The following is a 26,596-nucleotide window of genomic DNA, read 5'->3' as shown; positions in this document are numbered from 1 at the left end:
ATGTTTATAAGGCAGGCTTTGGCTCTTTTAACGTCACTCGGTAACGCTTGCCCGCATCAAGCGTAAAACGTAAAACGCCATCTTCCAGCCGGGTATTTAGCGGGCGGCCCGAGTCACTACTTTTGATCTGATAACCGTTATTCAGCAATGCGTAATTGCCACTGCGACCGGCCAGCAGCACCGCCTCGGTTAAGGCGCCCTCTTGCCAGGCGATATCCACCGTTAGATCACCCCGTGCTCGCAAGCCTGTTACCCGGCCCTCGGGCCAAGCGCTGGGCAGCGCCGGCAACAGGGTCACGTGGCCGGTGTGGCTTTGCAGCAGCATCTCGGCCATACCCGCCGTAGCGCCAAAATTGCCGTCGATCTGAAACGGTGGGTGGTTGTCCCACAGGTTGGGTAAAGTGCTGCGTTTAAACTGCTCACCCAGCACTTTGTGGGCACGGTCGCCATCCAGCAGGCGCGCCCAAAAGTTGATCTTCCAGGCTTGCGACCAGCCAGTGCCGCCGTCACCACGAGCATTCAGTGTGACTTTGGCGGCCTCGGCCAACTTGGGTGTTTGCGCCGGGCTGATAACCCGGCCAGGGTGCAACGCGTACAGTTGCGAGACATGCCGATGCTGGTTGTCTTTTTCATCTACGTCCTCGCGCCACTCTTGCAGTTGTCCCCAGCCGCCGATACGTAAACCTGGGTCGAGCTTGGCAAGCGCCGCTTCTAACCTGAGGGCAAACGCTTGATCGCCGAGTTGCTGAGCCGCCGCACGGGTGTTGCGCAATAGCTCGGTGACGATTTGCTGGCTCATGGCCGCGGCCACGGTAAAGTCGCCGTGTTCGGGAGAGAAGCTTGGGCTAACCACTAAAGCGCCTTGATCTTCGACGAGCGCGTCGAGCCAAAACCGGGCCGCTTCTTTCATAATCGGGTATGCGCGCTCGGCGAGGAACGTCTCATCGCCGGTAAACAGGTAATGCTCGTAGTAGTGCTGCATCAACCAAGCGGCGGATTCAGGTTGCCAAAAAGCCGTTGGCCAGGCGATAACACCCGTAAAGCCGTAAATATTGGTATTGAGAAACAACGTCCAGCCCTCGGCGCCCACCAGCTTTTTTGCCGATACACGGCCGGGCGCTACCAGCGAGTCCACAAAGTCGTAAAGCGGCTCGGTTGTCTCGGCTAAATTGGTGACTAGAGCCGGCCAATAATTCATCTGCAGGTTAATGTTGACGTGGTAATCGGCGTTCCAGGGCGGGGTATTGGAGTGATTCCACACCCCTTGCAAGTTAGCGGGCAAACTGCCGGCGCGGGATGAGCTAATTAATAAATAGCGGCCAAACTGAAAGTACAAAGCCTCAAGCGCGCGATCTGTGGCAGCGCCACCTTTGCCGTAGTGAGCAAGCAGCTCTGGCGTGGACAACTCCGGCTCGGCCTGACCGATGTCCAAACTAACCCGGCCAAACAGCGCTTGGTAATCCTGTATATGAGCATCGTGTATCTGGGCCAGAGTTTTTGCTCGCGCTTTTGTCACTGTCTGATTGAGCCTGCGATGGGGATGATCGCCACGGTAATCGGGGTATTGCTGACGATAGTTCGTGGCGGCACTAAACAGCAAGGTGACGCTGCTAGCGTTTTTCACCGCAAGACTATTGTCACGATTACCAGAGCTGACTTTAGCCCCTTTGGCGCGCAACACCACTTGGCCTTCGTAGATCAAACCATTGTCTTTGAGTGCACCAACCACCGTCAGCAGGCCGTCTTTGCGGGTAAATGTGGCGCTGCGATTTTCAGGAATATCCAACACCACGTTCACGCTGATCGCATCCGCTTGATCGGCGCTTAGATGCGCGACCAGTACCTGATCGGGGTAACTGTAAAAGTACTCGCGCGTGTAGTTAACACCACCGCGCCGGTAGCTAACCGTGGCGATACCGCGCGCCAAATCCAGCTCGCGACGATAATCACTCACCTCACCCCGGCCCGCGATGTCTATTTCTAACTCACCAAAGTTTTGGTAGTTGCCGTAGCCTTTGATGTCGCGCCCCATCAACTCGGCGGCGGCTTCGGGTGTCATACTGCTTTGTTCAGCAAGCGTTTTTTGCACTTTTCTCAGGGCGGCGACCTGATCGCCCTTGGGCGGAACACCATAGTCATAACCCTGTTTGGAGCCTGGGCCACCCTCCCAGAGCGTCTTTTCGTTCAGCTGCAGCACCTCCTGCTCGACACCGCCAAAAATAACGGCTCCCATAGCGCCGTTACCGATGGGCATGCCTTCTTGCTCCCAGTCACTGGCCGGGCTGTTAAACCAAAGCAGAGGAGAGGCCCAGGCGGTTTGGCCGGATAAAGACAAAACGGTTATCGCCAGAGAAAAGAATATCGCTTTAGGTTGGATCACACCCATAAGGTTATGGCGGCTAACCCGCCTCCTCGTGATTTATGTTGATTATGGTAGCCAGTGAGGACGTTATAACGCAGATGTTTTTATATGTGCAAATATTTTCAGATTACACAGGCCGTGACTCCGCCTAGGTATCCCAACCTAAGCGGACCTAATTGTACGACAAATAAAGCGCGGAGAGTGTTAGATGGTGAAAAAGCTCAGTGCGTAAAGCTCTGATGAATAGAGCTGTAGGTCGCTTTGAGTTTTGCCAGCTCGAAAGGGGGCTTAAAAAAGCCGTGATAATCACCACGGGGGTTAATCAGCACAATATTGCCCGAATGATCAACCGTGTAATCATCGCCAACGGTGACTTTATTAAAAGCCACATTAACCTGATTGGCAAAGCGGCGTAGAGTCAGAAAATCGCCGGTAACACCGATAAAGTTTGGGTCAAAATAACCCACGTATTCAGATAAAACCTCTGGCGTGTCGCGCGCCGGGTCTAAGCTTACCAATACCACTTGAGTCTCTTTGGCGATATCGTCGGGTAACTTCGACACTAACCGGTCCAGCTCGGCCATGGTGGTGGGGCAAATATCGGGGCAGTGGGTAAAGCCAAAAAACACCAGCGACCACTGGCCGACAAAGTCTTCGCGGGTAAAAGGTTCGCCCTTTTGGTTGCGCAATGCAAAGTCATCAAACCGGCGCGGGGTTTCAAACACTACAGCCCCGTTTAGCCGCAGCTCGTCGGCCGTCATTACCCGGGGCGTGGTGAGTTTATTCACCAAAAGCGTGAGTAGCAACGTAATAAAAACCAAACAGCCGATAACGGTTAGGCGAATACCACGACGGGTTTGGGCTTTGGTATCGAGCTCAGTCACGCTAATTCCTTAAAACGGGTGAGTTACCGGCAACAGATAATGATCGAGTAGCATCACCACAAATAGCGCCATTAGGTACACAATCGAATACTTAAACGTATCCATGCCAACGCCTTCGCGCTTGCTAAACAGCATCATTAATGACCAGTAAATAAATCCGGCACCCAACACCAGCGCACCCACTAAATAGAGCCAATTCATCATGCCCGTAACAAAAGGCAATACCGTTACCAGCACCATAATAATGGTGTACAACAAGATGTGCAGTTTGGTGTATTGCTCGCCGTGAGTGACCGGCAGCATTGGGATATCGGCTTTGGCGTATTCATCTTTGCGGTGTACCGCCAGCGCCCAAAAATGTGGCGGCGTCCAGGCAAAAATAATCAGCACCAGCAGCAGTCCGTGGCCATCAAGCGTACCGGTCACCGCCGTCCAGCCCAGCAGTGGTGGCGCGGCGCCAGCAATGCCGCCAATAACAATATTTTGTGGCGTGGCACGCTTTAAAAACAAGGTGTAAACCACCGCATACCCCAACAGAGATACCAGCGTTAACACGGCGGTTAAGGTATTAATAAAAACCAGCAGTAGCGCCATACCAATCGCGCCAATCACTAACGCAAACAGCGCCGCCTGCATAGGCTCGACCCGACCTTTGGCAACCGGGCGGTTATAAGTGCGGGCCATTTTTTGGTCGATGCCACGATCCACCAAGTGGTTAACGGCGGCCGCCGATCCGGCACACAAAGCAATACCTAGGTTACCGATAATCAGAACGTCTAGGGGCACCATGCCGGGCACGGCCAATAACATACCGATCACCGACGTGAGAATCATCAGCATGACCACACGGGGCTTGGTTAGCTCATAGTAATCACGCCACGAGGGCGATTGGGCCGCAGAGTGAGCTTGTGTTTGGGTCATAAGACTACCGCTTCTTTGTTATGGTAACTCGGTTTCGCATTCAAGATTGCTATGAAACTCGTGCTTACATTATTCTGTTTTAATACACGCTGTCGTACTCTGCGCCGAATAGACCCGATGCGTCAAGGTCATCAGTACTAATAACAGCAGAGCGCCACCGGCATTGTGCGCCACCGCCACCGGCAGGGGTAAATGCGCCGCTACATTCGTAATACCTAAGCTCACTTGCAGCAATAAAACGGCCAGCAGCGTAAAGCCTAACACTTTGGCCTCTTTGCCAATGCGCAGTAAGCGTATCACCAACAGTAAAACACTCACGCTTACCACTAACGCACCCAGCCGGTGCGCCATATGAATCGCCGTTCGGGCCTCGCCCTCTAACAGGCCACCTAAATAGTTGGGGCCGATACCCTGCGCTAAATTAAAACCGCGGGCGACGTCCATATCCGGCCACCACTCACCGTGGCACGTGGGAAAGTCTGTGCACGCTAACGCCGCGTAATTAGAGCTCGTCCAACCACCCAGCGCGATTTGCACCACCACCAGCATCAACACGACAACCACCAGGGGCCGCAAGGCTCGCACTCGGGTGTAAACACCCTCGGCTAAATGCCAATTTTTATCCCCCAAACGCTGCACCAGCAACCATAATAAACTCAAGGTGGCAAAGCCGCCCAGCAAGTGCGCCGTAACCACTTGCGGCCAAAGCTTGAGCGTTACCGTCCACATACCAAATGCCGCTTGCACGATCACTAAGACTAACAGCCCTAAGGTATGTCCCCGAGGCAGACGCTCTGAGGTTTTTCCGGCTCGCCACCAGGTTAATACCGTCAGGGCTAAAATCAATAGCCCTAACGTACCGGCAAAATGACGATGCACCATTTCCGGCCAGGTTTTATCGTGTTCAACCGGCGTTTCAGGAAACAGCGCCTCGGCGGTCGCGACATGTTCATCGGTGGTGGGCCACGTCATATGGCCGTAACATCCCGGCCAATCGGGACAACCTAGGCCCGCATCAGAAAGCCGGGTAAAGGCGCCTAACACTACCACGATGCAGGCCAGTACCGTTGCAGCTAGTGCTAAGCGATAGCCCCACACAAACAATTTTTGTTGCATTTTACCTAGCTCTTATTCGTAGGAGGTTTTAAGCATTTTTTTTACATCTTTTAATAGCTCGCCACCGGTATGCTCGGGGGTGTAAGTGAGCATTAAAAACCCTTCTTGATCCATTAAGAAATAGCGGCCAGCGGCGACCGGATCATCGCTAAAGTTACTGCTTTGTAGCGCTTGCGTAAGATCTGCGCGATTGACTGTCATAACCCGCAACAACGGATGCTGCGCTTTGATATGCGCGGCCAGCTCGGGCGATAAGGTGTCGTCTAGCAATAGGTAAATACGCTCAACACGCTCAGCTTTTTCGTTTAGGCGAATGTGTACCTGACGGGTCAAGTACAAGTTATCCATGCACGTTTTATCGCATTTAGCATTGCCCGGTATGACATAGCGCCAGCGCTTAGGCTCGTGAGTTAAGTCCCACCGTTCACCTTGCTCATGCGGTGCAAGCTCGGATAGCGCGAGCGGCGGCGCCAGCAACGTGCCTTTATTAACCGTACCCTCTGGCATCCCCCAGCCGGTATGATAAATGGTATAAGCCGCAATCATCGGCAGTGCCACCACCAGCATTAACAACAACGCTTGCAGTTGCCCGCGTTTTTTATTGGGTCGTGGCGTTGTCTGTTGCGTATCCGTCATAAATGATCGACCTATTCGTTATTTTTTAGTCGTACTGCTATGTCTGTAATAGCGCCACAAAGTGGCAAGGTTGGTATTGGCAAACAGCGTTAATATTGCCAGCGCTAACGCCAGACCAAACCACTGTAAAGCGTAACCGGTATGCCGCTCGGGCATCATGTTAACGGCTTGCCAACCTGTGCGAAAGGCGCCGGGGCTCGCCTCGTCAAGTTTTAGTATGCCGGGTGCTAACGACTTCCCCACACTCTCGCCCATTACCGCCACGTCTACCTCGGTGATCACACGCGGCCATTGCGACGTCTCGCCCTGTGCATTAAGCAATGGGTGCTGGCTAACCGGGTAGAGCTCGGCAAAAATACTAACGCTACCGGTTACGAGCGGTACCTCGGGCAACTGTGTGCGGCTTACATCGGCGGCAAGCCAACCCCGATTCAGCAACACTCGTTGATCATTCTCAAGTTCAAATATTTGTACAACCTCAAAACCAATACGACCGTCGCGCTGGCGATTGTCAATCAGCCAAAGGTGTTGATTATCAAACTGACCGCGCGCGATTACTCGCGTATAGGGTTTTAGTGCCGCCAAGCTCGTATCAGCCAGCGCCACCGGCGCGCCAGCTTGCCGCTCGTGTATTTGTTGCAAAATATCACGCTTTTGCTCGGCGCGGGATAACTGCCAAAAACCCAGCGTTAAAAGCAACGGAAAAAACACAACAGTCAAAAAAATAATCGCACGATTAGGCGTAAGAGTAAGACGTGGGGGAGCTGCGGGCGCGGATGTCACAAGGCGTACCTCTACCTCAAGCTTTCAACCATGGCTTTATTACTACACCTGAATCACAACAACATCGACTTCAGTGACTCACATACCCCGGCCGTTTGGGAAAATGCGCTACCTGCGTTACTATTCAGTTCACTGAGCTTACCCGTAGGTTGCTCGAACAATCAATGGTTTTATTATGTGGCTTAAAATAATTATCTTACTGCTGTTTATCGGCGTTGTACTTAGTTTAACGGCTGGCTTAACCTACCTTTTGCGCGATGCCGGTGTGCCTAATAAAAAACGTACGCTCTATGCGCTGGGTATTCGCATTACGCTTGCAAGCTTAATGATGATTTGCGTTGTCTATGGATTTTATTCTGGCATTTTAACGGATACAGCACCTTGGGATCAGCGGCTACGCTGAGCCCAAGGTGCTGATGAATATCAGCCAAACACATACACAACAAAGAACAAGCCGACCCAAACGACATCAACAAAGTGCCAATACCAGCTGGCGGCTTCAAAGCCAAAATTGTCATCTGGCTTAAAGTGACCCTTAATAACCGAGCGCAGCCACATAATAAACAACAACAGCGTACCAATAGTAACGTGGGCACCGTGAAACCCGGTAAGCATAAAAAAGGTGGTGCCATAAATGCCCGATTGCAGCGTTAACCCCAGTTCGTGATAGGCGTGAATATACTCTTCTGCCTGCAGAATCAAAAACACTACACCCAACAACACGGTTACGCCAAGCCAAATATTAAAGCCTTTACGATTGTTGTTTTTAATGGCGCTATGGGCAAAGTGTACCGTGAAGCTGGACGTCAACAGGATAATGGTATTCCACAAAGGCAACCAACCTAGCAAGCCACCCCAGCCGGGAAAACTCATACTATCATCGGGGCCAAGGCGAGTTGCGCCATCGCCGTTGGCAGCCATATCGGGCGTGGTAAGCAATGGCCACTCGGCGGTAAAGCCCGGCCACAACAAACCATTATCAACGCCATCGCCCTCGGCGGCCAACCAAGGCAGCGCCAAAGTACGAATGTAAAACAAGGCGCCGAAAAACGCGGCAAAGAACATAACCTCAGAGAAAATAAACCAACCCATACCCATCACGTACGAGCGCTTGAGCTGAGGGCTGTTCAGGCCTGCCATGTTTTCAGTAATAACAATGCTAAACCAGTTCCACAGAACGGCGGCGAAAACCAGCCCCCCCGCTAAAAAGATATAGGGGCCTTTAGCGCTACCATTGATCCAGTTGGCCGCACCAAATACCGTTAAAAACAAACCAAAGCTCGCCCAAATCGGCAGCTTGCTTTGCTCCGGTACGTAGTAGGTTCCTGCACTCATAGTTGTACTCCCCGCCGAAATTTTATTGTTTTGCGGTTAATGTTAAGGCCCATCGTGGACCATGCTTAACAACTCTTCTTTGCTAAAACGATCTGTCACATCAAATACGGTGTAGCTCAGCGTGATCGTTTTAATATGTTCAGGAAGATCTTGGTCGATAATAAATATCATCGGCAAGATGGCATCCTTTCCTGCTAACAGTGCTTGTTGCTCAAAACAAAAACATTCTGTTTTGTGAAAATAATTAGCCGCTTTGTAGGGCACCAAACTCGGAATCGCCTGCCCTACCATATCGCGCCCGGTGGGGTTTTTTGCCAGATAGTTAATTCTGGTTTGTTCGCCCGGGTGCACCGAGATCTGTTTAATCTCGGGGCCAAACTGCCAGGGCATTCCCTCGTTGTTGGTCGCGACAAACTGCACATTAATAATACGACTGGTATCAACCGCGCTGGCGACCGATTCGTATTTGTCCCCAGTCTTGCCATTTAGGCCGGTAATATCACAAAACGCATCGTACAGTGGCGGCATGACCCAAATAGCAAAAACAAACATGCCACACACTGTTAAACCGAGCTTTAGGCTTAATGTGGTAACCGGGTTTTTAGGCCACGATAACTTCATAGGCGTAAGCTCGGCGTCACCTTGTTACTTAACTTCAGGTGGCTCAGCGAAGGTGTGATATGGCGCCGGCGATGGCACGGTCCACTCCAACCCCTCCGGGTTATCCCACACTTCATCCGAGGCCTTTTTGCCCGACACAATGGTCGATATGACATTGTATAAAAACACCACCTGGGCGGCACCAAACAAAAATGCACCCACCGATGAGATCATATTCCAGTCGGCAAACATCAAGTTGTAATCGGGAATCCGACGCGGCATACCGGCCAAACCCGAGAAGTGCATGGGAAAGAAGGTGACATTGAGGCCGATAAACGCCAGCCAAAAATGTACTTTACCCATGGTCTCGTTGTACATGCGTCCGCTCCACTTAGGCAGCCAGTAGTAAACGCCAGCGGTGATCGAAAAGATCGCCCCAGGCACCAGCACATAGTGGAAGTGAGCCACAACAAAGTAGGTATCGTGGTATTGGAAGTCCGCCGGAGCAATAGCAAGCATCAGGCCCGAGAAACCACCGATGGTAAACAAGATCACAAACGCAATAGAAAACAACATCGGTGTTTCAAAGGTCATAGAGCCTTTGAACATGGTGGCCACCCAATTAAACACCTTAACCCCGGTAGGCACCGAGATCAGCATGGTCGCCCACATAAAGAACAACTCACCGGCGATCGGCATGCCCACGGTAAACATGTGGTGCGCCCAAACCACAAAGCTCAAAATAGCGATCGCGGCGGTGGCGTAGACCATGGAGCTATAGCCAAACAACGGCTTGCGAGCAAAGGTGGGGATGATCGCGCTGACGATACCAAACGCCGGCAAGATCATGATGTACACCTCAGGGTGACCAAAGAACCAGAACACGTGCTGGAACAATACCGGATCACCACCACCGGCGGCATCGAAGAAGCTGGTGCCAAAGTGAATGTCCATCAGCATCATGGTAACCACCCCAGCCAATACCGGCATAACGGCGATCAGCAAGAAAGCGGTGATTAACCAAGTCCAGACAAACAACGGCATTTTCATCAGGGTCATGCCGGGGGCGCGCATATTCAAAATGGTAGCGATGATGTTGATCGCCCCCATAATGGAGCTGGCACCCATAATATGAATGGCAAAGATGAAGAAGGTTACCGAGGGCGGTGCGTAAGTTGTCGATAGCGGCGCGTAGAACGTCCAACCAAAGTTAGGCGCGCCACCTTGCATAAACAAAGTTGACGACAACATAGCGAAGGCGAACGGCAGGATCCAAAAGCTCCAGTTGTTCATCCGCGGTAGCGCCATATCGGGGGCGCCGATCATCAGTGGCACCATCCAGTTAGCCAAACCGACAAACGCCGGCATAACCGCACCAAACACCATCACCAAGCCGTGCATGGTGGTCATTTGGTTAAAAAAGTTGGGCTCGACTATTTGCAAGCCGGGCTGGAATAGCTCGGCGCGAATTACTAGGGCAAACATACCGCCCAAGAAAAACATGGCAAAACTAAACCACAGGTACATGCTGCCAATATCTTTGTGGTTGGTGGTATACAACCAGCGCGTAAAACCTTTAGCGGGGCCGTGAGCCATTGTCTACCTCCTATTTGCCTTGTTTATGGTTATAAATATCAAGCGGTTGAGCCAGATCGCCCATGTTGTTACCCCACGCGCTACGCTCGTAGGTAACCACAGCGGCGATGTCCACTTCGGACAATTGCTCACCAAAGGCTTGCATCGCGGTACCCGCGACACCGTTCACGACCACGTCTATGTGATGGTCTATTGGGCCCACGGCCACTGGGCTGCCCTTAAGCGCCGGGAACACTCCCGGCAAACCTTGCCCCTCGGCTTGGTGACAGGAGGCACAAGAGCGGTTATAGATTTCTTCGCCTTTGCTATAAAGCTCATCAAAGGTGAAGGTTTTTTCGGTTAACTCGGCCAGCGCCGCAGCGGTCGCTTTTTTCTCATCGAGCCAGGCGCGGTAGTCGGCCTGGGTTTTCGCCTCGACCACGATGGGCATAAAGCCGTGATCTTTACCACACAGCTCAGCGCACTGACCACGGTAGGTGCCAGGCTCATCAATAATGGTCCAGGAGTCGTTGATAAACCCGGGAATCGCATCGCGCTTAACAGCAAACGCCGGTACCCACCAGTTGTGAATAACATCGTTGGCGGTTACCAAAAAGCGGATTTTTTTGCCCACTGGCAACACCAGGGGCTCATCCACTTCCAATAAGTAATTAGCGCTTTTTTCGGCGTGACCATCAATTTGGTCGCGAGGCGTGGCGAGGTTACTAAAAAAGCTAACGTCTTCGCCCAAAATTTCATACTTCCAGCGCCACTGATAACCGGTGATCAATACATCGATGTCGGACTTTTCAGTGTCGTAGAGGTTGATCAGTGACTTGGAGGCGGGAATACCCATCAGAATCAGGATAACGAAAGGAATCGCTGTCCAGAGAAGTTCTAGCCAAGTGCTCTCGTGAAAGTTCGCCGGTTTTACGCCGCGGGATTTACGGTGCAAAAACATACTGACAAACATGACGCCAAAAACCACAACGCCAATCCCCACACACCACCAGAACATTTGCATATGCAAACCGTAAACGTCCTGACTAACCGGTGTTACCCCCGGGGTCATATTGAACTTCCACCGCTCAGCTTCTTCTGCCAGGGCACTGTTTGCCGCTAGCAGACACGTGAAACCAAGCATCCAGGCGCTGAGCCTACGTGCTGTTTTCAACATTGCCCATCTTCTCCGTTAGCTGTTTCGTTATGCTTATTGTTGTACGGCCGGCCATCAATGACCTCGGCTTTTTGACCCAGATACGCCTAAGCGATACCACCCTGTCTTTTACATCTCCGATGTAACTTCGCTATTGCAGTTGCAAACCCCAAGCGTACGTCATTTATCGCAAATACTTAACTAACGCGCGCGCAACATCCACCACACATTGATACCGCGAGTGGGATTCGCTCAGTTAGCTTATTTGGGTACCAACGAAAAATTCGGAGGAATACGACTAATAAACTGCGGCAAATCGTCGCAACTGCAGCGTTAATGTGGCCATAGGATGCCAAAAAAGTCAATAAATTTGTCACGAAGATAGCGCTTTTGCGACGCCCTAGGCGGCTGGCGCGGCAACCGGGTATGATTCGCCCATGAAAAAAACAGCCACACACTGCCAGCCTGTCAGCAGGCGTTTGCACGGCATTTGGCCGCTGGTGTGGCCGATTATGCTCAGCAACCTCTGCGTACCATTGCTGGGCGCCGTCGATACCGCCATCCTGGGTCACCTCGACTCACCGCGCTACCTAGGCGCCGTCGCGATCGGGGCCAGCCTGATATCGCTGCTGTACTGGTCATTTGGCTTCTTGCGCATGGGCACCACCAGTTTGGTATCGCGCGCGGTGGGCCGCCGCGACCAAAATGAAGCCAGCCAACTGTGGTTGCGCTCGGCCGTGCTGGCACTGCTGTTAGCCGCAGGCCTGCTAGCCCTTAAACCCTGGTTTATCGAGCTGGGAATGTATTTTATGCAGCCCGAGCCCGGTGTCGCGACATTAGCGGCCAGCTACAGCGCGATACGGGTGCTAAGCGCACCCGCCACACTGCTCAATTACACCCTGATTGGTTGGTTTATCGGCCAGCAGGATACCCGCCGCCCGCTGCTTTTGGTGCTCACGGCCAATGGGGTTAATTTACTTCTTGATCTAGTGCTGATTGTCGGCCTCAAAATGAACAGTGATGGCGCGGCCTGGGCCTCCGTGATCGCCGAGTACAGCGCCCTCGGGATTGGTTTGTACTTACTCGCGGGAAAAATCGACCGCGCTAGCTTGCGCGCGCGCTGGCACCAATGCCTAACCCGCTGGCGAGAATATTTACCTCTGCTGCAAGTGAATCGGCACTTATTTGTCCGCACCGCTTGCCTGCTGGGGGTATTTACCTTTTTTACCGCCCAGGGGGCGCGTATGAGTACCGAAATCGTCGCCGCCAACGCTATTTTATTGCAATTTGTCTTGCTTACCTCACACGCTCTAGACGGATTTGCTCATGCCGCCGAAGCCCTGTGCGGTAAAGCCGTAGGCGCCAATAACCGCGCCGAGTTTATTCGCGTGGTGCAGGGCACCACAGCGCTCGCGCTGATAACGGCCCTCGCCATCAGCCTACTGTTTTGGGCCGGGCAATCGGTTTGGCTGGCGCTATTTACCGAGCTGCCCCAGGTACTGGCACAGGCAAGCGCTCAGTTCGGATGGGTTATCGCCCTACCGCTGCTAACGGTCTGGGCCTACCAACTGGATGGCATTTTTCTTGGCCGCGGTGCCACCCGCGCCATGCAAAATATTATGCTGCTCTGTACAGTGGCCATGTTTATCCCGCTGTGGTGGTTTACCCAACCGCTGGGTAACAGCGGCCTGTGGCTGGCATTTTGCGGTTTTAATCTCGCTCGTAGCCTCGCCATGGGGTTAGTGTTCTGGGGCCAGCAGCGACGGCTGTCATTATAATTTCATTTATTTGTGTATTTTGCCCGTCGGGCAACTTGCAAAGCCCTTGCTTTGTATTACTTTTAAGCAAAGCGATAACGTTTATCGACGGATAACCTCGATGCATTCACCGGCCAATAGCCCCACACAACATCACAATATGCTACTCGAACAGGTTGGCAAAGTGCGGACCCTGATTGACGACCTCTCAGCTTGCACCGATGAGACCGCCGCGTTAATCGCGCGCCTGCAAATTCGCAGCAGCACACTGCACAGTGCTATTGCCCTGCCGTTGGATGCCGCGCCCCTGCTATTGGCCGATTTTGTCGTGCGCTATATCGAGCACGTCCCCGACTTTATCGAGGCTATTCATGCCATTACCAGCGATGCTGGCATCCAGGAGCAAGTGGACCCACTGCTCAAAGTGGCGCTCGACTATTTTCTTCATCCTCCCGAGCTGGTGCGCGGCCACAGTACCCTGCAAGTACTGCTGGCCGAGGCATACCTTGCCCACCGCTTGCTAGAAGAGATTAATGACCGGTTTATTACGCTATGCGGCTCGCCTTTGGCCCCTATGGACACAACTCGTGCCAATATCGTCGCCCATGAGCTAATTGGCGAGCCATTTGCCATCGAGCTCGATCAAGCGGTACTGTTTTCGGCCGACATACTACTAACAGAGCACAATTTTAAGGGCGCGGCCTTCGATCGCTTTTTTGCCCAGCATCGCGAACACGGCTGGTCCGTCGAGTTATCCCGCTGGCCTTGTCTGGCGGCGGATCGTTCGATTTTTTTAAATTTTGACGGGCAAAAATAGCAGGGCTGTCATTAGACAGACCTCCATTTAAGTGCCATATTTATAAGACACACGAGTACCATTGCACGAGGTACCTCACACACACCCGCGGCGATGACAATAATATGGGTGAGAGCGACCATTTTATTCATTTACACAAACGCCTTGTGGCGCTGCGCCACAACAGGGATTTTATTGCCCTAGATAAAGAACACAAACTCATCGAACTGAGTATTCTGTGTAGCAAACTACTGGATGTAGACCGCGTCAGTATTTGGCGTTTTGAAGATAATCATCGCCAACTCACGCTCGAGGTATTGTTTGACCGTCAACACGGGGTGAGCCAACACTCGGCCCAACTGCAACAAACACAGCACGATGCGTATTTTCGTGCGCTATTGGACGAGCGCATCGTTGATGCCATCGATGCCCGCACCGATTTACGCACCACCAGCTTTGCAAACGATTACCTAGTACCGCAACAAATCATCTCAATGCTCGATGCCCCCATTTTTGGCCACGGCAAGCTCTATGGCGTAATTTGCCTTGAGGCGCGCCAGCGCATGGCTTGGACACTATCGGCCACTGCATTTATTTCGGCTATTGCCGATACATTAAGCCTAATCAACACCTACGAGGCCTGGCAGCAAAGCCAGCAAGAGCTTGATTACGTCGCCCACTTTGACGACTTAACAGGGCTATCCAACTGCCGTGCACTGCAAAAGCGTATCGCAACGCTCACGCAAAATAATGACTGCCAGCAAGACCCATTTGCCCTAGTCTGGATTAACATCGATAAGCTCAAACAAATTAATCAAGGCCTTGGGCAGAGCATTGGCGATCAAATTATCATGGCGGTCGCGCGCAAACTGCGACAGACACTGGTGCGTGGTAAAGATAAAATTGCGCGCACCGGTGGCAATGAATTCGCCCTTATTATTCGCAATAGCGGTCAGCGGCAAAACCTAGAGCGCACCACCGAAGAGCTGCTCGATCAACTGCTAAAACCTTTGGCTATCTACGAACATAAAATTCAGGTGACCTTAAGCGCGGGCGTGTGCTTTTACCCCGACGACGGCGCCGATGCCGACACCTTGCTACGCCACGCCGAAACCGCCATGCATCAAGCCAAAGAGCGCGGCCACAACACCGCCCGCTTTTTTAACGCGCAAATATCTCGTGAAGCCCGCGCCCGCTTTACGCTAGAGCGCCAGTTACGCAAGGCGACCGAAAACGGCAGCTTAAGCGTGCTGTATCAGCCCATTGTCGCGGCTGACAGCCGCCGCATTGTCAGTGCCGAAGCGTTAGTGCGCTGGCAACACCCAGAACACGGCTTGCTCAGCCCGGCTGAATTTTTACCGTTAGCCAAAGCGGCCGGCATGATGTACGACATAGACAAAGCTGTTATCAGCCGGGTGTGCGAAGATATTTACACACTAGGCTGTAGCGGCATTCAGTTGGGACAAGTTGCCATTAACCTAGGTGCCGAGCAAGTTTTACACCCCCACCTACCACGCAATATTGCGGCGCTATTAACCCACTTTAATATTGCAGGCCATCAGCTGGAGTTTGAAGTCACCGAAGATGTTATTGCCCACGATTCCGCCGAGCTGCAACACTCCCTGCAAGCGCTTGTGCAACTCGGTCCCGGCTTATCTATCGACGATTTTGGTACCGGTTACTCATCACTGTCGCGCCTTAAACACTTACCTTTTAGCAAATTAAAAATCGATCGCTCATTTATTCAGGATTTACCTGGCGATAAAGACAGTGGCGCCATTGTCCAGTCAATAATTGGTTTGGCGCGGGGGTTAAATATGAAGATTGTCGCGGAAGGCGTCGAGACTGACGCCCAGGCACGCTGGTTGGCCGAGCGCGGTGTCGATTATCTGCAGGGGTTTAAATTTAGCCGGCCCATTAGTCTCGATGAGTTACGCAGTAATTATTTAAGTGCCGCGGTCTCGGCCTGAGGCAGATAGCGCGCTTGAATTTTCTGCCAAAGCGCAACGTTGCGTTGCGCCGAAAACGCCCGGTCCAGGCGCTTTAGCAACTCATCGGTATACTCCCGCCCGGGGTACAGCGCGAGGTAAAACGGCTGCGGTGCAAGACATGTAGCCACACGCAAACTATCGAGGTTACGCTGCTGCCTTTGCGCTTGCCACTGAACCACCAATTGCTCTTCAATAAATACGTCAAAGCGCTCTAACAACAACATATCCCAAAGCCGTGCCGTGCTGTTTACTCCGCGTAACGCCGTTACTTGCGCGTCAGTGGCACTGTCGATATAACGGTTAATCTGCTCTGTATAGCCATAACCCTGGACAACGCCCAATTGCTTTTGGGTCAGCGAATCTACCCCCTGATAGGCCCACTCACTATCGGGTCGAGTGTATAGGCAGTCTTGATACTGCCCCACAGGATGGCGGGGAAACGCGAGTGTTGGCGCCTCATCGACCACGGCAGTCAGTAAACCATCTAGGGCGCCGCGCTCGGCCTCTGCCACCGCGCGGCCCCATGGTAAAAAACTCAATGTCAGGTCAATCTGCTCGCGCGCCAAAATCTCGGTGACATACTCAGCCACAATACCCGGCTGGCCGGCGTGCTCGGCACACGAGTACGGGCACCAGTCGGTCGCGGCTAAATGCAATGTATCCGGCAGTTGCGTCTGTGCAGCGCAGCTAAACGTTACGCTCAGCAACAACGCCCCTAAGCCTTGAGCTTTATGTCGGGCTCGCCACGTCATTTAACGCGAGCGATCTGTCGGGAAGGGCATAATTTTAACCACTTGCTCATCGCTGCTGTCGGCCTCGGCTTCACTGACACGGGTATCGAGTTCACGGGCCTGCGGAGCAAAGTGCATCTCATCAAGAAAACCACACTCAACACACTCGCGAAAATCCCGCTCGTCACGAGAATAAACCACAATAGCATCACCCGCCTCGCAGCGTGGGCAAACCGCCCCGGCCAGAAACCGCTTAACAGTGCTGTAATTACTCACGAGGCGCGCTCCAACAGGCCACCGTGACGCAATAGTGCCTCAATACTCGGCTCACGGCCGCGAAAGCTAACAAATAAATGCATTGGCTCGCGCGAGCCGCCGCGCTGCAAAATCTCTTGTAAAAAGCGCTTGCCGGTTGTTTGATTAAAAATCCCCTCCTCCTCAAACGCCGAAAAAGCATCGGCCGATAAGACCTCGGCCCACTTGTAACTATAGTAGCCCGCCGCATAACCACCGGCAAAAATATGACTAAAGCTGTTTTCAAAGTGGTTATAGGCGGGCGGTGTAATAACCGCAACTTGCTGGCGCACCTCGTCCAATAACACGGCGGCGGCGACTGGGTTTTCTGGGTTGTATTCGGCGTGCAATCGAAAATCAAACAATGAAAACTCCAGCTGCCGCATCATCTGCATACCAGACTGAAAGTTCTTAGCCGCCAACATTTTATCTAATAGCGCTTTCGGCAATGGTTCGCCGGTTTCATAGTGGCACGAGATCATACCGATGACCTCTTCTTGCCAACACCAGTTTTCTAAAAACTGGCTGGGCAGCTCGACGGCGTCCCACGCCACGCCGTTAATACCACTGACGGCGGCAATATCGATGGTCGTCAACATGTGATGCAAACCGTGGCCAAACTCGTGAAATAAAGTGGTGACTTCATCGTGAGTCAATAGCGACGGCGTATCGCCAACCGGCGGGGTAAAATTACACGTTAAAAACGCCACTGGCTGCTGATAGCTGCCATCGGCCAACTTACGACGCACCCGGCAATCGGCCATCCAGGCACCGCCGCGTTTGTGTTCGCGGGCGAAAATATCCAGGTAAAAGCTGGCGATTTGCTCGCCATCTTTAAAGATGTGATAAAAGCGCACATCTGGGTGCCAGCTGTCAAAACTGGCCACCGGTAAAATATTAATATCAAACAGCCGAGCGACCACATCAAACATACCGCTAATGACTTTTTCGGCAGGAAAATACGGCCGCAACTGCTCTTGCGAAATCGCGTACTGATGCTGACGCAGCTGCTCGCCATAGTAAGTCACATCCCATGCCTGCAGGTCATCACAACCTTGCTCGCGGGCAAAGGTCGCTAACTCAGCGTAATCGGCCTCTGCCCGGGGGCGGGATTTTTCGCCAAGCTCACGCAAAAACTCCAACACTTGCTCAGGGCTTGAGGCCATTTTGCTTGCCAGTGAGCGCTCGGCAAAGTTATCAAAACCCAACAAGCGCGATTGCTCGTGACGCAGTGCGAGGGTCTCGGCAATAATGCCTGTATTGTCCCACTCGGCGGCGCTGCTGCCATCGGCTTTTACCCCGTCAGCGGACGCGCGCGTGACAAACGCGCGATACATTTTCTCACGCAAAGTGCGGTCGTCCGCATACATCATTACCGCTAAAAATGAGGGAAAATCTAAGGTCACCACATAGCCGCCAAGCGGCTCGCCATTATCGTGCTTTTTCAGCTCACCGGCTTGTTTGGCTTGCGCCAGGGCTGACTCGGGCAGCCCGGCCAAAGCCTCGGCATTGTCAAAGTGTAGGTACCAAGCGCCCGTCGCATCGAGCACATTATTAGAAAAGGAGGTCGACAACTCGGACAAGCGCTGTGCAATCACCCCGTAGCGGGCTTTATCGTCGCCCTCAAGGCTAACCCCACCGAGCCGGAAGTCTCGCAGTGCGTTGTCAATTACGGTTTGCTGGGTGCTCGTCAATTGCTTGTATTCATCGCCATCGGCCAAGGCTTGATAGGCCTGGTACAGCTCGCGGTTTTGTGACACCTCGGTGCTGTACTCGGTCAGCAGCGCAATGCTGGCGGTGTAGGCATCGCGCAGCTCCGGGGTATTAGCCACTGCATTCAAATGGCTCACTGGTGCAAACGCCTGCTCCAGCCGGTCATCCTCGGCTTCAAGCGGCGCGACTAACGTATCCCAAGTCGGGGTTTCCAGGCCTGCCAGCAAAGCCTGCAAGTGGGCTCGCCCCTCTTCGATTAAGGTCTGTACTGCAGGCACCACATGCTCGGGCTCAATCTCGGCAAAAGGCGGCAAGGTGCTGGAGCGCAGTAAAGGATTATCGCTGGCTTGACTCATTTATCCTCCGGGTCGGATCAGTTTTTGTCTCGGCATAAGAATCGGTATGATACACCCAATCGGCCCGTCATTCGCGGCGGGCGGGGCTCTTATGCGGGATTCATTATGGCCAATAAACATTCGGGCGGCACTCATATTCGCCGCTACCTTCATCATACGCCGACTTTTGACGCAACGGTTTACATCGACCCCTGTGCCTTAGTAATTGGCGACGTGAGCCTAGGAGCCGACACCTCTGTGTGGCCCTTCGCGGTTATCCGCGGCGATATGCATCGTATATCTATAGGCGAACGCAGCAGTATTCAAGACGGCTCGGTGCTACACATTACCCACGCCGGACCTTTTAACACCGAGGGCTTTCCTCTGACCATCGGTGATGACGTCACCGTGGGCCACAATGTCTGCCTGCACGGCTGCACCATTGGCAACCGGGTGTTAGTGGGCATTGGCTCCACTGTGCTCGATGGCGCTGTGGTGGAGGACGAAGTGGTGATCGGGGCGGGAACACTGGTACCGCCGGGCAAACGGCTCGAATCCGGGTTTTTATATATGGGCTCGCCGTGCAAGCAAATACGCCCGTTAAAAGATAAAGAACGAGAGTTTTTTCGCTACTCGGCGGGCAACTATGTCGCGCTTAAAAATCACTACTTAGACAACACTCCCTCTGCTGCTGCCGATAAAGGGGAGAGCCATGACTGAGCTAGCCATCGCCGATCGCGACACACCTTGGCCGGTTACCCGCATTATTTGCATCGGTCGCAACTATCGCGAGCACGCTCGCGAAATGGGCCACAACCCTGAGCGCGCGACACCGTTTTTCTTTTTTAAACCGGCCACGGCCCTGTTAGCCCACGGCGAGGTATTTACCTGCCCGTGGTTTAGCAAAGAGGTTCACCACGAGTTAGAGCTGGTGATCGCTATCGATCAAACACTGCAAGGCGCCAACGAACAACAGGCGCGCGAGGCGGTGAGCGGTTTTGCCGTGGGGCTGGATATGACTTGCCGCGATATTCAGCGCGAGGCAAAAGCCGAGGGACGACCGTGGGAGCTGGCCAAAGGCTTTGACGGCTCGGCGCCTTGCTCAGCCTTGCAGCTGGGCCGCTACCGCAATTTAGAGGCGACCGACCGCCTCACCCTAACGCGCAACGGGACTATCGTACAACAGGGCATCTGGCGCGACATGATTTGGTCCGTGCCCGAGTTAATCTCTGAGCTCTCGCGCTACATCACACTCGCACCGGGCGACCTGCTGTTTACCGGCACACCGGCCGGCGTGGGGCCGGTACAACCCGGTGATCAGCTAGTGGCCACACTGGATGATTTTTGCGAACTCTCAGTGACCGTGGCAGAGCAGTTGAGCGCGTAAAAACTGATACTTAAAAACCGGGAAGCTCAGGTAAATAGTTTTGGGCAAATATATCGGGCGATAGTGGGCGATCAAACAAATAGCCTTGAATCAGTATGCCGTCGTATTGGCTCAGCCACTGCGCCTGAGCATCCGTCTCGACGCCTTCGGCAACAATAATCAGATTCATATTTTGCGCAATAGCGATAATTGAGGCCACCATCGCCGCATCTTGCGGATCGATGGTGATATCGTCAATAAAGGATTTATCGATTTTGATTTTATTAACCGGCAAACGTTTAAGATAACTCAGCGAACTATAACCGGTACCAAAATCATCCAAAGCAAACGTAATACCTTCGTTTTGCAGCTTGCGCATTTTATCGACGACTTCATCGAGGTTGTGCAGCGCGGCACCTTCGGTAATTTCAAACTCCAGGCAGCTGCCCGGCAATTTATATTTACGCAGTACCGACAAACATTTACCGACAAAGTCGGCATCATAAAGTTGCCGCTCGCTGATATTCACCGCCACCCTAAGCTCCACGGGGAAGCGGCCGGCTTCTTTGTGATAACGGATAAACTGACACACATCATCCAACAGCTGCAAACCCACCGGATTGATCATATCGGAGTTTTCTAAAAAGCTAATAAACTCCGCCGGCTGTACCTGGCCGCGCAACGGGTGCTCCCAGCGAATCAGGGCCTCTGCCCCCACCAGAGAGCGGGTGTGTAAATCGATCAGTGGTTGCAAGTAAAATATAAATTGATGATCTTGAAATGACGATCGGATATCCGACTCTAACTGCAGCAGGCGATTTACCTCTTCGGCCATTTGCGGCTCAAACACCTGGCAGTTATTAACAGCGCTGCGCTTGGCTTCATTTAGTGCGGTATCGGCCTGAGATAATAACAACTCGACCGACACACCATCGAGTGGATAAAGCGCAATGCCAACAGTGGCATTCACCGAAAAATCTTGATTACCCAGAGTAACCGGCTGGCTGATGGTTTCTAAAAACCGGCTAGCGACATATTCCGCTCGCGCTCGCGTCTCTTCAAGGTCGTCGGAGATATCGGGCATACTTAGAATAAATTCATCGCCACCAAGTCGCGCGAGTGTTTCCGGCTCATGTACGCGCATCGCCATACGCTGAGACAAATGCAGCAGCAGCTCATCACCCAGAGAGTGACCCATCGTATCGTTAATGCGCTTAAAATCATTTAAATCAATCAATAATACCGCGCCGTAGCGATTGCCTGCTTTGCATTTGTGTAGGTCTTCTTGCAGTTGCTCTAAGATTTTGTTGCGATTTGCCAGCCCGGTTAACGTATCGCGATACGCGAGGTATTCGACGCGCTGCTCAGCCTCGACCAGTTCCGTGATATCGGCCAGCACCACAATGACATAAATAATATGATCGGAAACAAACGGCACCAATGACATTTGCATGGTGTGGCTTTCGTTGCGTATTCCCGAGAAATGTTGCTGCCGATTAAACAGCGGCGACTGTTTGCGACACACACGCACAATGAGAGACTTTAACTGACCGGACTCTTTGATTCCCATTTTGGTCAGCATGGCAAAGTAATTGTTTGTTGTATTATCGCTAAAGTAACGCTTAAAGGCTTGGTTATAAAACAGCAATTCACCATCGCCATTAACCGCAAACACCTGGTTGGGGCTGGCATCTAAAATCAAACTTAACTGCTGCTTTTGGTGCTGTAACTCGATATGTTTTTGGTTAAAGTTTTTCAGCAATCGATTGGCTGAATTAACAATATAACCGAGCTCGTCTTGCTCGTGCTGGCGCAAATGGGGAATAGCATTGACAGGGACTTTACTGTGGTCGAGTGCGGCAAAGCGCGATGCCAAATTCACCAGCGGCCGGGTTAACAAGAAGTGATAAACCAACACCAACACCAGAGCAATGCCGATATTGCGCGCGGTGCCGGTAAGTAACACTCGCCAGGCTCGCTGATAAAACGGGCTTAAGGCTCTATCTTTATTCAGCTCTAAGCGCAGAGTGCCCGTTGGCGCATCGGGGCTGGACTGCAACATATACTCAAACGCTTCCGACTCACCCACCAACAGCTTTGTTAGCCACAGGGTTTGGCTGACCTTAACCGGCTGGCGATACTCCGCCATCAGCTGATCCTGATCGTCAAAAATCGCAATATGATTAAGAAACCGATATTCGCTAAGGCCGTCCACCACCTGCTCGGCGAGGCGTTCATCCAGTAAAAATACCGCCCGTTGCGCCGCTGAGCGACTTACCCGGCTGATCTCCTCAACACCTTCACGAATTTCTTGGTAATGACTGCGAAAATCGAGATAAACCTGCAAGCTTGCCACTAATACGCCTAGCACCACGACCACAACAAAACTGGTGCGCGCCAACTTATAAGACAGACGTTGAAATAGGTCGATGGTCATAGATCGTATTGTTTTGTTTTTATCAAAGCGACAATCCTTGTCCCACGCCCGACAATCGGGCCCAAAACAATGACAGAGTCCGGGTTATGACACAAGAGATATGTCGTCAAGGCGACAGGTTTGGCCGGTAAAAGTCGCAAGCTCTGCCCTGCCCCAAGCCGCGATAGACAAACAGGTTGCCGGCGCGCGGCTCAGCCCCACGCTGGGCCTCCGTCATTCCCTCCCAGGCGCTGGTTACGTATAAATCGCGGTAATCAGGCCCGCCAAACGCCACGCACGTCGGTTGCGATACCGGCAGCTCAAGCGTTTGCAGCCGATCGCCTTGGGGGCTGTAACACACGACCTGGCCCGCCCCCCAGTGAGCGCTCCAAAGGTTGCCCGCGGCATCCGTACAAGCGCCATCTGGGTAAGCACCTTCGGGGGTTTGGGTAAACAGTCGCGGATTGCGCAAATCACCATCGGCCGAAAAGTCATAGGCTGTGATACGCCGAGTGGGCGAGTCGGCGTGATAGGCCGTGCGGCCATCGGGGCTCCAACACAAACCGTTTGATATACGCAGACCGGTCAGCGCCGTGCGGCAACCATCGCGGTAACTATACAGCGCCGAGCTGGGTGTCTGCGGTTGCTGCTCGTTCATCGTACCGCCCCAAAAGCGGCCTGCCGGATCGACCCGCCCATCGTTAAAACGCTGTCCCGGCAGCCCGAGCTCGGGTCTCGCCAGCCAGCCGACACGCCCCTGCGCGGGCCAGTAATCGGCAATGCCCGAGGCAAAGCTAACAATCAAACGGTTGGGGTCTGAGGTAAAGCCAAATGCGCTCAAGCGCTCCGGCGGGGTAAATTCGCGCAGGCTATTGCGCTCAGGGGTATAGCAGTAAAGCCTGCAGCCTAAGATATCCGTCCACCAGATGCTTTGCTGCCCCGGATGCCAAAGCACCCCCTCGCCCAGCTCGCAGCCAACGTGCAGCTCGTCAACAAGGCGCATAGCGTGCCGCCCTAGAGGTTAACCCCTGCGCTGGGGACATAATCGGGTAAGTCGTTGATGGCCTCGCCGTATGTAGCATCGCTGATTGACGTTACAGGCGGCCGCCGTCGACGACAAACTGCTGCCCGGTAATCATAGAGGCATCGTCTGAGGCTAAAAACAACGCCATATTGGCGACGTCCGCCGGCTTTAAGCGGCGTTGCAAGCGAACGTTTTCCATCCACTTTGCCTCCACCTCGGGGGTGAGCCATTTTTCCAGTTGTTTATCGGTCACCACCCAGCCCGGCACCAACGCATTAACGCGGATATTATCGCGGGCAAAATCTGACGCCAGCGCGCGCGTTAACCCCAGCAGCCCGGCTTTGGCCGTTACATAACTGGGCATCTCGGCGGGGCCATAAAGTGCGTTAATAGAGCTGAAGTTAATAATCGAGCCACCGCCCGTCTCGGCCATTGCGGGGGCAATCGCGCGCGTGGTAAAAAACGCAGCATCCAGGTTAACAGCCAGTGAGCTATGCCAACTGGCGTCTTCCAGCGAGCGAGGATCACAGCGTTTGTCATTGGCGACATTGTTGATCAGCACATTAAAGCTGCCGAGCTGCTGGCTCAGCTCGGCGATGCTGGCGCGCAGCGCCGCAACATCGGTGACATCGCAAGCGATAAAACTCAAAGCGTCAGCGTAAGTGGCCGCTAGCTCATCGCACAGCTTAGCGCCCTCATCGGCGGCAATATCCACAAACCCCACCTTAGCGCCCTGATACAAGAACGCCTCAACCATACAGGCGCCAATGCCTGTGGCCCCGCCGGTAATAAATACCCGCTTACCGTGCAGGCTGGGATAGAGCGTTCGCTCAGTGGGTTGTGTCATGGTCTACCTCGAACACCTTGTGCGGATTTATCCGAAACGGTGCAAAGTATATCGTTTTGCGCCCCAAAATGCTGCGTCTGCGCGATTGAACTCACGGTCGGTACCTCTGTGCAAACAGCCGGCCGCTGCTCGCAGCGCAGCATCAACCCAGCGATGGCAATTGGCCATCGGTGCTCGTGCGCGCCCCGATGGATGCCTGAATCAGCTCTAACGCCTCGCCCAACAAGGCGCTCATATGCGCCTGAGCCGCCGGCGCGTCACCGCGGTCAATGGCATCGTAAACCCGCTTATGGTCATCATAGCTGCCCGCTTTGACGCCTTTAATTTGGTTGGTACAGGCAATACTGACACGTAAAGCCGCTTGAATAAAACTTCTGAGTTGAATGTAAAAACGATTGTTACTGGCCATTAAAATGGCCGTGTGAAAGGCGATGTCGGCCTCTAGCGGATCGTCTTCACCAATGTCAGCGAGCTTTAAGCGAGCCAACGCCTCTTCGATACCCGCAATCGCCTCGCGGTTTTGGCGGCGGGCCGCCAACGCCGAGGCCTCGGGCTCTATACCGCTGCGCAATTCGGTAAACTCGAGCAACAAACCCAGCGAGGGCCGGCCACTCAAGGTCCAGCTCAAGACGTCGGTATCAAAAATATTCCACTGGGTGGACGGCAACACGCGAATCCCCTGACGCGGGCGCGACGAGATTAGCCCCTTAGCCGTCAGCATCTTCACCGCCTCGCGGATCACGCTGCGGCTAATGTCGTACTGGGTGCACATTTCAGCCTCGGTCGGGAATGCATCCCCAACCCGATACTTACCTTGCACGATCGCAGTACCCAGCTCATAAGCCACTTGATGCGTCAGGTTGCGGTTGCCATCAAAATTATTCATAGACCATCCACGTTGTTATTATCACGGCTGACAACAAACGTCGCCAACCCGCGCCAATGTTACCGCAGTCATGGGTAAAAAGCTGCTGCCTTTTGGCTGCCAGAGCAATAGTGATTACTCACTTCCCTGTACGGTCGCGACCAGCTGACGCGCACCGGCGCGGTTGCGGTGCTCACACAGATAAATCCCCTGCCACACCCCCAGATTCAAGCGGCCATCGCTAATCGGCACGCTGACACTCACCCCTAAAATACTGCTTTTAATGTGCGCCGGCATATCATCATCACCTTCATAGTCGTGGCGATAATAGGGCGCGCGCTCGGGTACAAACTCATTAAAGTGGCTTTCAAGGTCAATGCGCACCGTCGGGTCGGCGTTTTCATTAATGCTTAGGCTGGCCGAGGTATGCTGAATAAACAGGTGCAGCAAACCGCACTTTAACTGGCTAATATCCGGCAACTGGCGCTCGACCTCGTCGGTGATCAAATGAAACCCTCGTGCGCGCGGGGTAAGACTAAATTTAGTTTGTTGCCACATAACGTTAATCCCGCCTTGTGTGCTGTTTGGTGTTGATGAAAATTTTATGCGATTCGCGCTTGAATTTTACCGTTTTCAGGCGCATGTTTAACAAGAGGCCGACGAAAATGTCTCGCCTCCATCAAGTAGTACTTTTTAGTGGTACTTTTCTTAATGGTACAAGGAATCCAGTGTATGCAAATCCAACTTTCCGGTCACCATGTCGATATCACCGACGCTATTCGTGAAGCAGTAAACACCAAGTTTGGTAAAGTTAACTCGCATTTCCCCCAGCTAGAATCGCTCTCTGTGACCTTAACGGTCGAGCGCGCCTCCCAAAGTGTCGAGGCCACCACCCAGTATTTAGGCGCGGCGGTTGCGGTACAAGCCGCCAACCACGATATGTACGCCGCCATCGCTCAAGCCGCCAAAAAGCTTGAGGCCGCCCTCGCCCACCGCAAGGGCTCGGTTAAATCTAACCGTCACGAAAAACCGCAACTAACGGAAGAAGAGCCTGTCGATCAAGCCTCTTAATGTGACCACCGCCACAGCACCC

At 53.1% G+C, this 26,596-nt stretch carries 25 protein-coding genes; 7 read left to right on the top strand and 18 right to left on the bottom strand.

Features of this window, described 5'->3' with window-relative positions; all coding sequences use genetic code 11:
• Positions 1-4: 4 nt before the first annotated feature.
• The 6 genes from ACGHAD_RS00345 to ACGHAD_RS00320 form a co-directional block, all read right to left on the bottom strand.
• Complete coding sequence (locus ACGHAD_RS00345; RefSeq protein ID WP_382414189.1) at positions 5-2,386, bottom strand: glycosyl hydrolase family 95 catalytic domain-containing protein; 2,382 nt, start codon at positions 2,384-2,386, stop codon at positions 5-7.
• 197 nt (positions 2,387-2,583) lie between these two features.
• A complete protein-coding gene (locus ACGHAD_RS00340; protein ID WP_382414191.1) occupies positions 2,584-3,246 on the bottom strand; it encodes an SCO family protein in 663 nt (220 codons plus the stop codon).
• Positions 3,247-3,255: 9 nt separating this feature from the next.
• A complete protein-coding gene (gene cyoE / locus ACGHAD_RS00335; protein WP_339617825.1) occupies positions 3,256-4,167 on the bottom strand; it encodes a heme o synthase in 912 nt (303 codons plus the stop codon).
• 69 nt (positions 4,168-4,236) lie between these two features.
• Complete coding sequence (locus ACGHAD_RS00330; RefSeq protein ID WP_382414193.1) at positions 4,237-5,283, bottom strand: heme A synthase; 1,047 nt, start codon at positions 5,281-5,283, stop codon at positions 4,237-4,239.
• 12 nt (positions 5,284-5,295) lie between these two features.
• On the bottom strand, positions 5,296-5,919 hold the full coding sequence (locus tag ACGHAD_RS00325; protein WP_382414195.1) for a hypothetical protein: 624 nt from the start codon (positions 5,917-5,919) through the stop codon (positions 5,296-5,298).
• 18 nt (positions 5,920-5,937) lie between these two features.
• A complete protein-coding gene (locus tag ACGHAD_RS00320) occupies positions 5,938-6,630 on the bottom strand; it encodes an SURF1 family protein (RefSeq protein WP_339617833.1) in 693 nt (230 codons plus the stop codon).
• A gap of 247 nt (positions 6,631-6,877) precedes the next feature.
• On the opposite strand from ACGHAD_RS00320, the gene ACGHAD_RS00315 reads away from it, so the two are divergent.
• Complete coding sequence (locus ACGHAD_RS00315; RefSeq protein WP_339617822.1) at positions 6,878-7,105, top strand: DUF2909 domain-containing protein; 228 nt, start codon at positions 6,878-6,880, stop codon at positions 7,103-7,105.
• 20 nt (positions 7,106-7,125) lie between these two features.
• Here the strand turns inward: ACGHAD_RS00315 and ACGHAD_RS00310 are convergent, their stop codons facing one another.
• The 4 genes from ACGHAD_RS00310 to coxB are packed head-to-tail and all read right to left on the bottom strand — an operon-like array spanning position 7,126 to position 11,389.
• The gene (locus ACGHAD_RS00310) at positions 7,126-8,037 is read right to left on the bottom strand and encodes a cytochrome c oxidase subunit 3 (RefSeq protein WP_339617821.1); all 912 of its coding nucleotides are present in this window, start codon (positions 8,035-8,037) and stop codon (positions 7,126-7,128) included.
• A gap of 42 nt (positions 8,038-8,079) precedes the next feature.
• Complete coding sequence (locus tag ACGHAD_RS00305) at positions 8,080-8,658, bottom strand: cytochrome c oxidase assembly protein (RefSeq protein WP_339617820.1); 579 nt, start codon at positions 8,656-8,658, stop codon at positions 8,080-8,082.
• A 24-nt stretch (positions 8,659-8,682) separates the two neighbouring features.
• On the bottom strand, positions 8,683-10,233 hold the full coding sequence (gene ctaD, locus ACGHAD_RS00300) for a cytochrome c oxidase subunit I (RefSeq protein ID WP_339617819.1): 1,551 nt from the start codon (positions 10,231-10,233) through the stop codon (positions 8,683-8,685).
• A gap of 10 nt (positions 10,234-10,243) precedes the next feature.
• Positions 10,244-11,389 carry a cytochrome c oxidase subunit II gene (coxB, locus tag ACGHAD_RS00295; RefSeq protein WP_382414198.1) on the bottom strand — a complete coding sequence of 382 codons (1,146 nt, stop codon included), beginning with the start codon at positions 11,387-11,389 and terminating at the stop codon, positions 10,244-10,246.
• A 416-nt stretch (positions 11,390-11,805) separates the two neighbouring features.
• Between coxB and ACGHAD_RS00290 the strand changes: the two genes are divergently transcribed.
• From ACGHAD_RS00290 to ACGHAD_RS00280, 3 genes are all read left to right on the top strand, one after another.
• Positions 11,806-13,146, top strand: a complete 1,341-nt coding sequence (locus tag ACGHAD_RS00290; RefSeq protein WP_382414200.1) for an MATE family efflux transporter — start codon at positions 11,806-11,808, stop codon at positions 13,144-13,146.
• Between the two features lie 100 nt (positions 13,147-13,246).
• Positions 13,247-13,942: a hypothetical protein gene (locus ACGHAD_RS00285; RefSeq protein WP_339617815.1), complete on the top strand. Its 696-nt coding sequence runs from the start codon at positions 13,247-13,249 to the stop codon at positions 13,940-13,942.
• Positions 13,943-14,046: 104 nt separating this feature from the next.
• Positions 14,047-15,891: a sensor domain-containing phosphodiesterase gene (locus tag ACGHAD_RS00280; RefSeq protein ID WP_339617814.1), complete on the top strand. Its 1,845-nt coding sequence runs from the start codon at positions 14,047-14,049 to the stop codon at positions 15,889-15,891.
• Here ACGHAD_RS00280 and ACGHAD_RS00275 read toward each other — a convergent pair.
• From ACGHAD_RS00275 to prlC, 3 genes are read right to left on the bottom strand one after another with little or no spacing between them, the layout of a single operon-like run.
• Positions 15,864-16,664 carry a substrate-binding periplasmic protein gene (locus ACGHAD_RS00275; RefSeq protein ID WP_382414202.1) on the bottom strand — a complete coding sequence of 267 codons (801 nt, stop codon included), beginning with the start codon at positions 16,662-16,664 and terminating at the stop codon, positions 15,864-15,866. The two genes, ACGHAD_RS00280 and ACGHAD_RS00275, sit on opposite strands and share 28 nt — an antisense overlap.
• Positions 16,665-16,919 (bottom strand): YheV family putative zinc ribbon protein, encoded by a 255-nt coding sequence (locus tag ACGHAD_RS00270; protein WP_339617811.1) that lies wholly within the window; start codon positions 16,917-16,919, stop codon positions 16,665-16,667.
• Positions 16,916-19,006: an oligopeptidase A gene (prlC, locus tag ACGHAD_RS00265; protein WP_382414205.1), complete on the bottom strand. Its 2,091-nt coding sequence runs from the start codon at positions 19,004-19,006 to the stop codon at positions 16,916-16,918. The genes ACGHAD_RS00270 and prlC overlap by 4 nt, the downstream gene beginning before the upstream one ends.
• Positions 19,007-19,111: 105 nt before the next feature.
• Between prlC and ACGHAD_RS00260 the strand changes: the two genes are divergently transcribed.
• Entirely contained in the window at positions 19,112-19,705 is a 594-nt protein-coding gene (locus tag ACGHAD_RS00260) for a gamma carbonic anhydrase family protein (protein ID WP_382414207.1), read from the top strand.
• Entirely contained in the window at positions 19,698-20,372 is a 675-nt protein-coding gene (locus ACGHAD_RS00255; protein ID WP_382414209.1) for a fumarylacetoacetate hydrolase family protein, read from the top strand. The genes ACGHAD_RS00260 and ACGHAD_RS00255 overlap by 8 nt, the downstream gene beginning before the upstream one ends.
• A gap of 10 nt (positions 20,373-20,382) precedes the next feature.
• Here the strand turns inward: ACGHAD_RS00255 and ACGHAD_RS00250 are convergent, their stop codons facing one another.
• The 5 genes from ACGHAD_RS00250 to ACGHAD_RS00230 all read right to left on the bottom strand — a co-directional run bounded on the left by ACGHAD_RS00250 (position 20,383) and on the right by ACGHAD_RS00230 (position 26,061).
• Positions 20,383-22,788, bottom strand: coding sequence for an EAL domain-containing protein (locus ACGHAD_RS00250; RefSeq protein ID WP_339617807.1), 2,406 nt, complete (start codon positions 22,786-22,788; stop codon positions 20,383-20,385).
• A gap of 106 nt (positions 22,789-22,894) precedes the next feature.
• Positions 22,895-23,770 carry an SMP-30/gluconolactonase/LRE family protein gene (locus ACGHAD_RS00245; protein WP_382414211.1) on the bottom strand — a complete coding sequence of 292 codons (876 nt, stop codon included), beginning with the start codon at positions 23,768-23,770 and terminating at the stop codon, positions 22,895-22,897.
• Positions 23,771-23,861: 91 nt separating this feature from the next.
• The gene (locus tag ACGHAD_RS00240) at positions 23,862-24,638 is read right to left on the bottom strand and encodes an SDR family NAD(P)-dependent oxidoreductase (protein ID WP_382414213.1); all 777 of its coding nucleotides are present in this window, start codon (positions 24,636-24,638) and stop codon (positions 23,862-23,864) included.
• 142 nt (positions 24,639-24,780) lie between these two features.
• On the bottom strand, positions 24,781-25,524 hold the full coding sequence (locus tag ACGHAD_RS00235) for a FadR/GntR family transcriptional regulator (protein ID WP_339617804.1): 744 nt from the start codon (positions 25,522-25,524) through the stop codon (positions 24,781-24,783).
• 114 nt (positions 25,525-25,638) lie between these two features.
• Positions 25,639-26,061, bottom strand: coding sequence for a secondary thiamine-phosphate synthase enzyme YjbQ (locus tag ACGHAD_RS00230; protein ID WP_382414215.1), 423 nt, complete (start codon positions 26,059-26,061; stop codon positions 25,639-25,641).
• Between the two features lie 174 nt (positions 26,062-26,235).
• Here ACGHAD_RS00230 and hpf point away from each other — a divergent pair, with 174 nt between their 5' ends.
• On the top strand, positions 26,236-26,574 hold the full coding sequence (gene hpf, locus ACGHAD_RS00225) for a ribosome hibernation-promoting factor, HPF/YfiA family (RefSeq protein WP_339617802.1): 339 nt from the start codon (positions 26,236-26,238) through the stop codon (positions 26,572-26,574).
• Positions 26,575-26,596: the final 22 nt, after the last annotated feature.

Origin of the sequence: Gilvimarinus japonicus (assembly GCF_042847215.1) — a bacterium.
In the GTDB taxonomy this organism is placed as follows: domain Bacteria; phylum Pseudomonadota; class Gammaproteobacteria; order Pseudomonadales; family Cellvibrionaceae; genus Gilvimarinus; species Gilvimarinus japonicus.
This window is presented reverse-complemented; position numbering and strand designations above follow the sequence as displayed.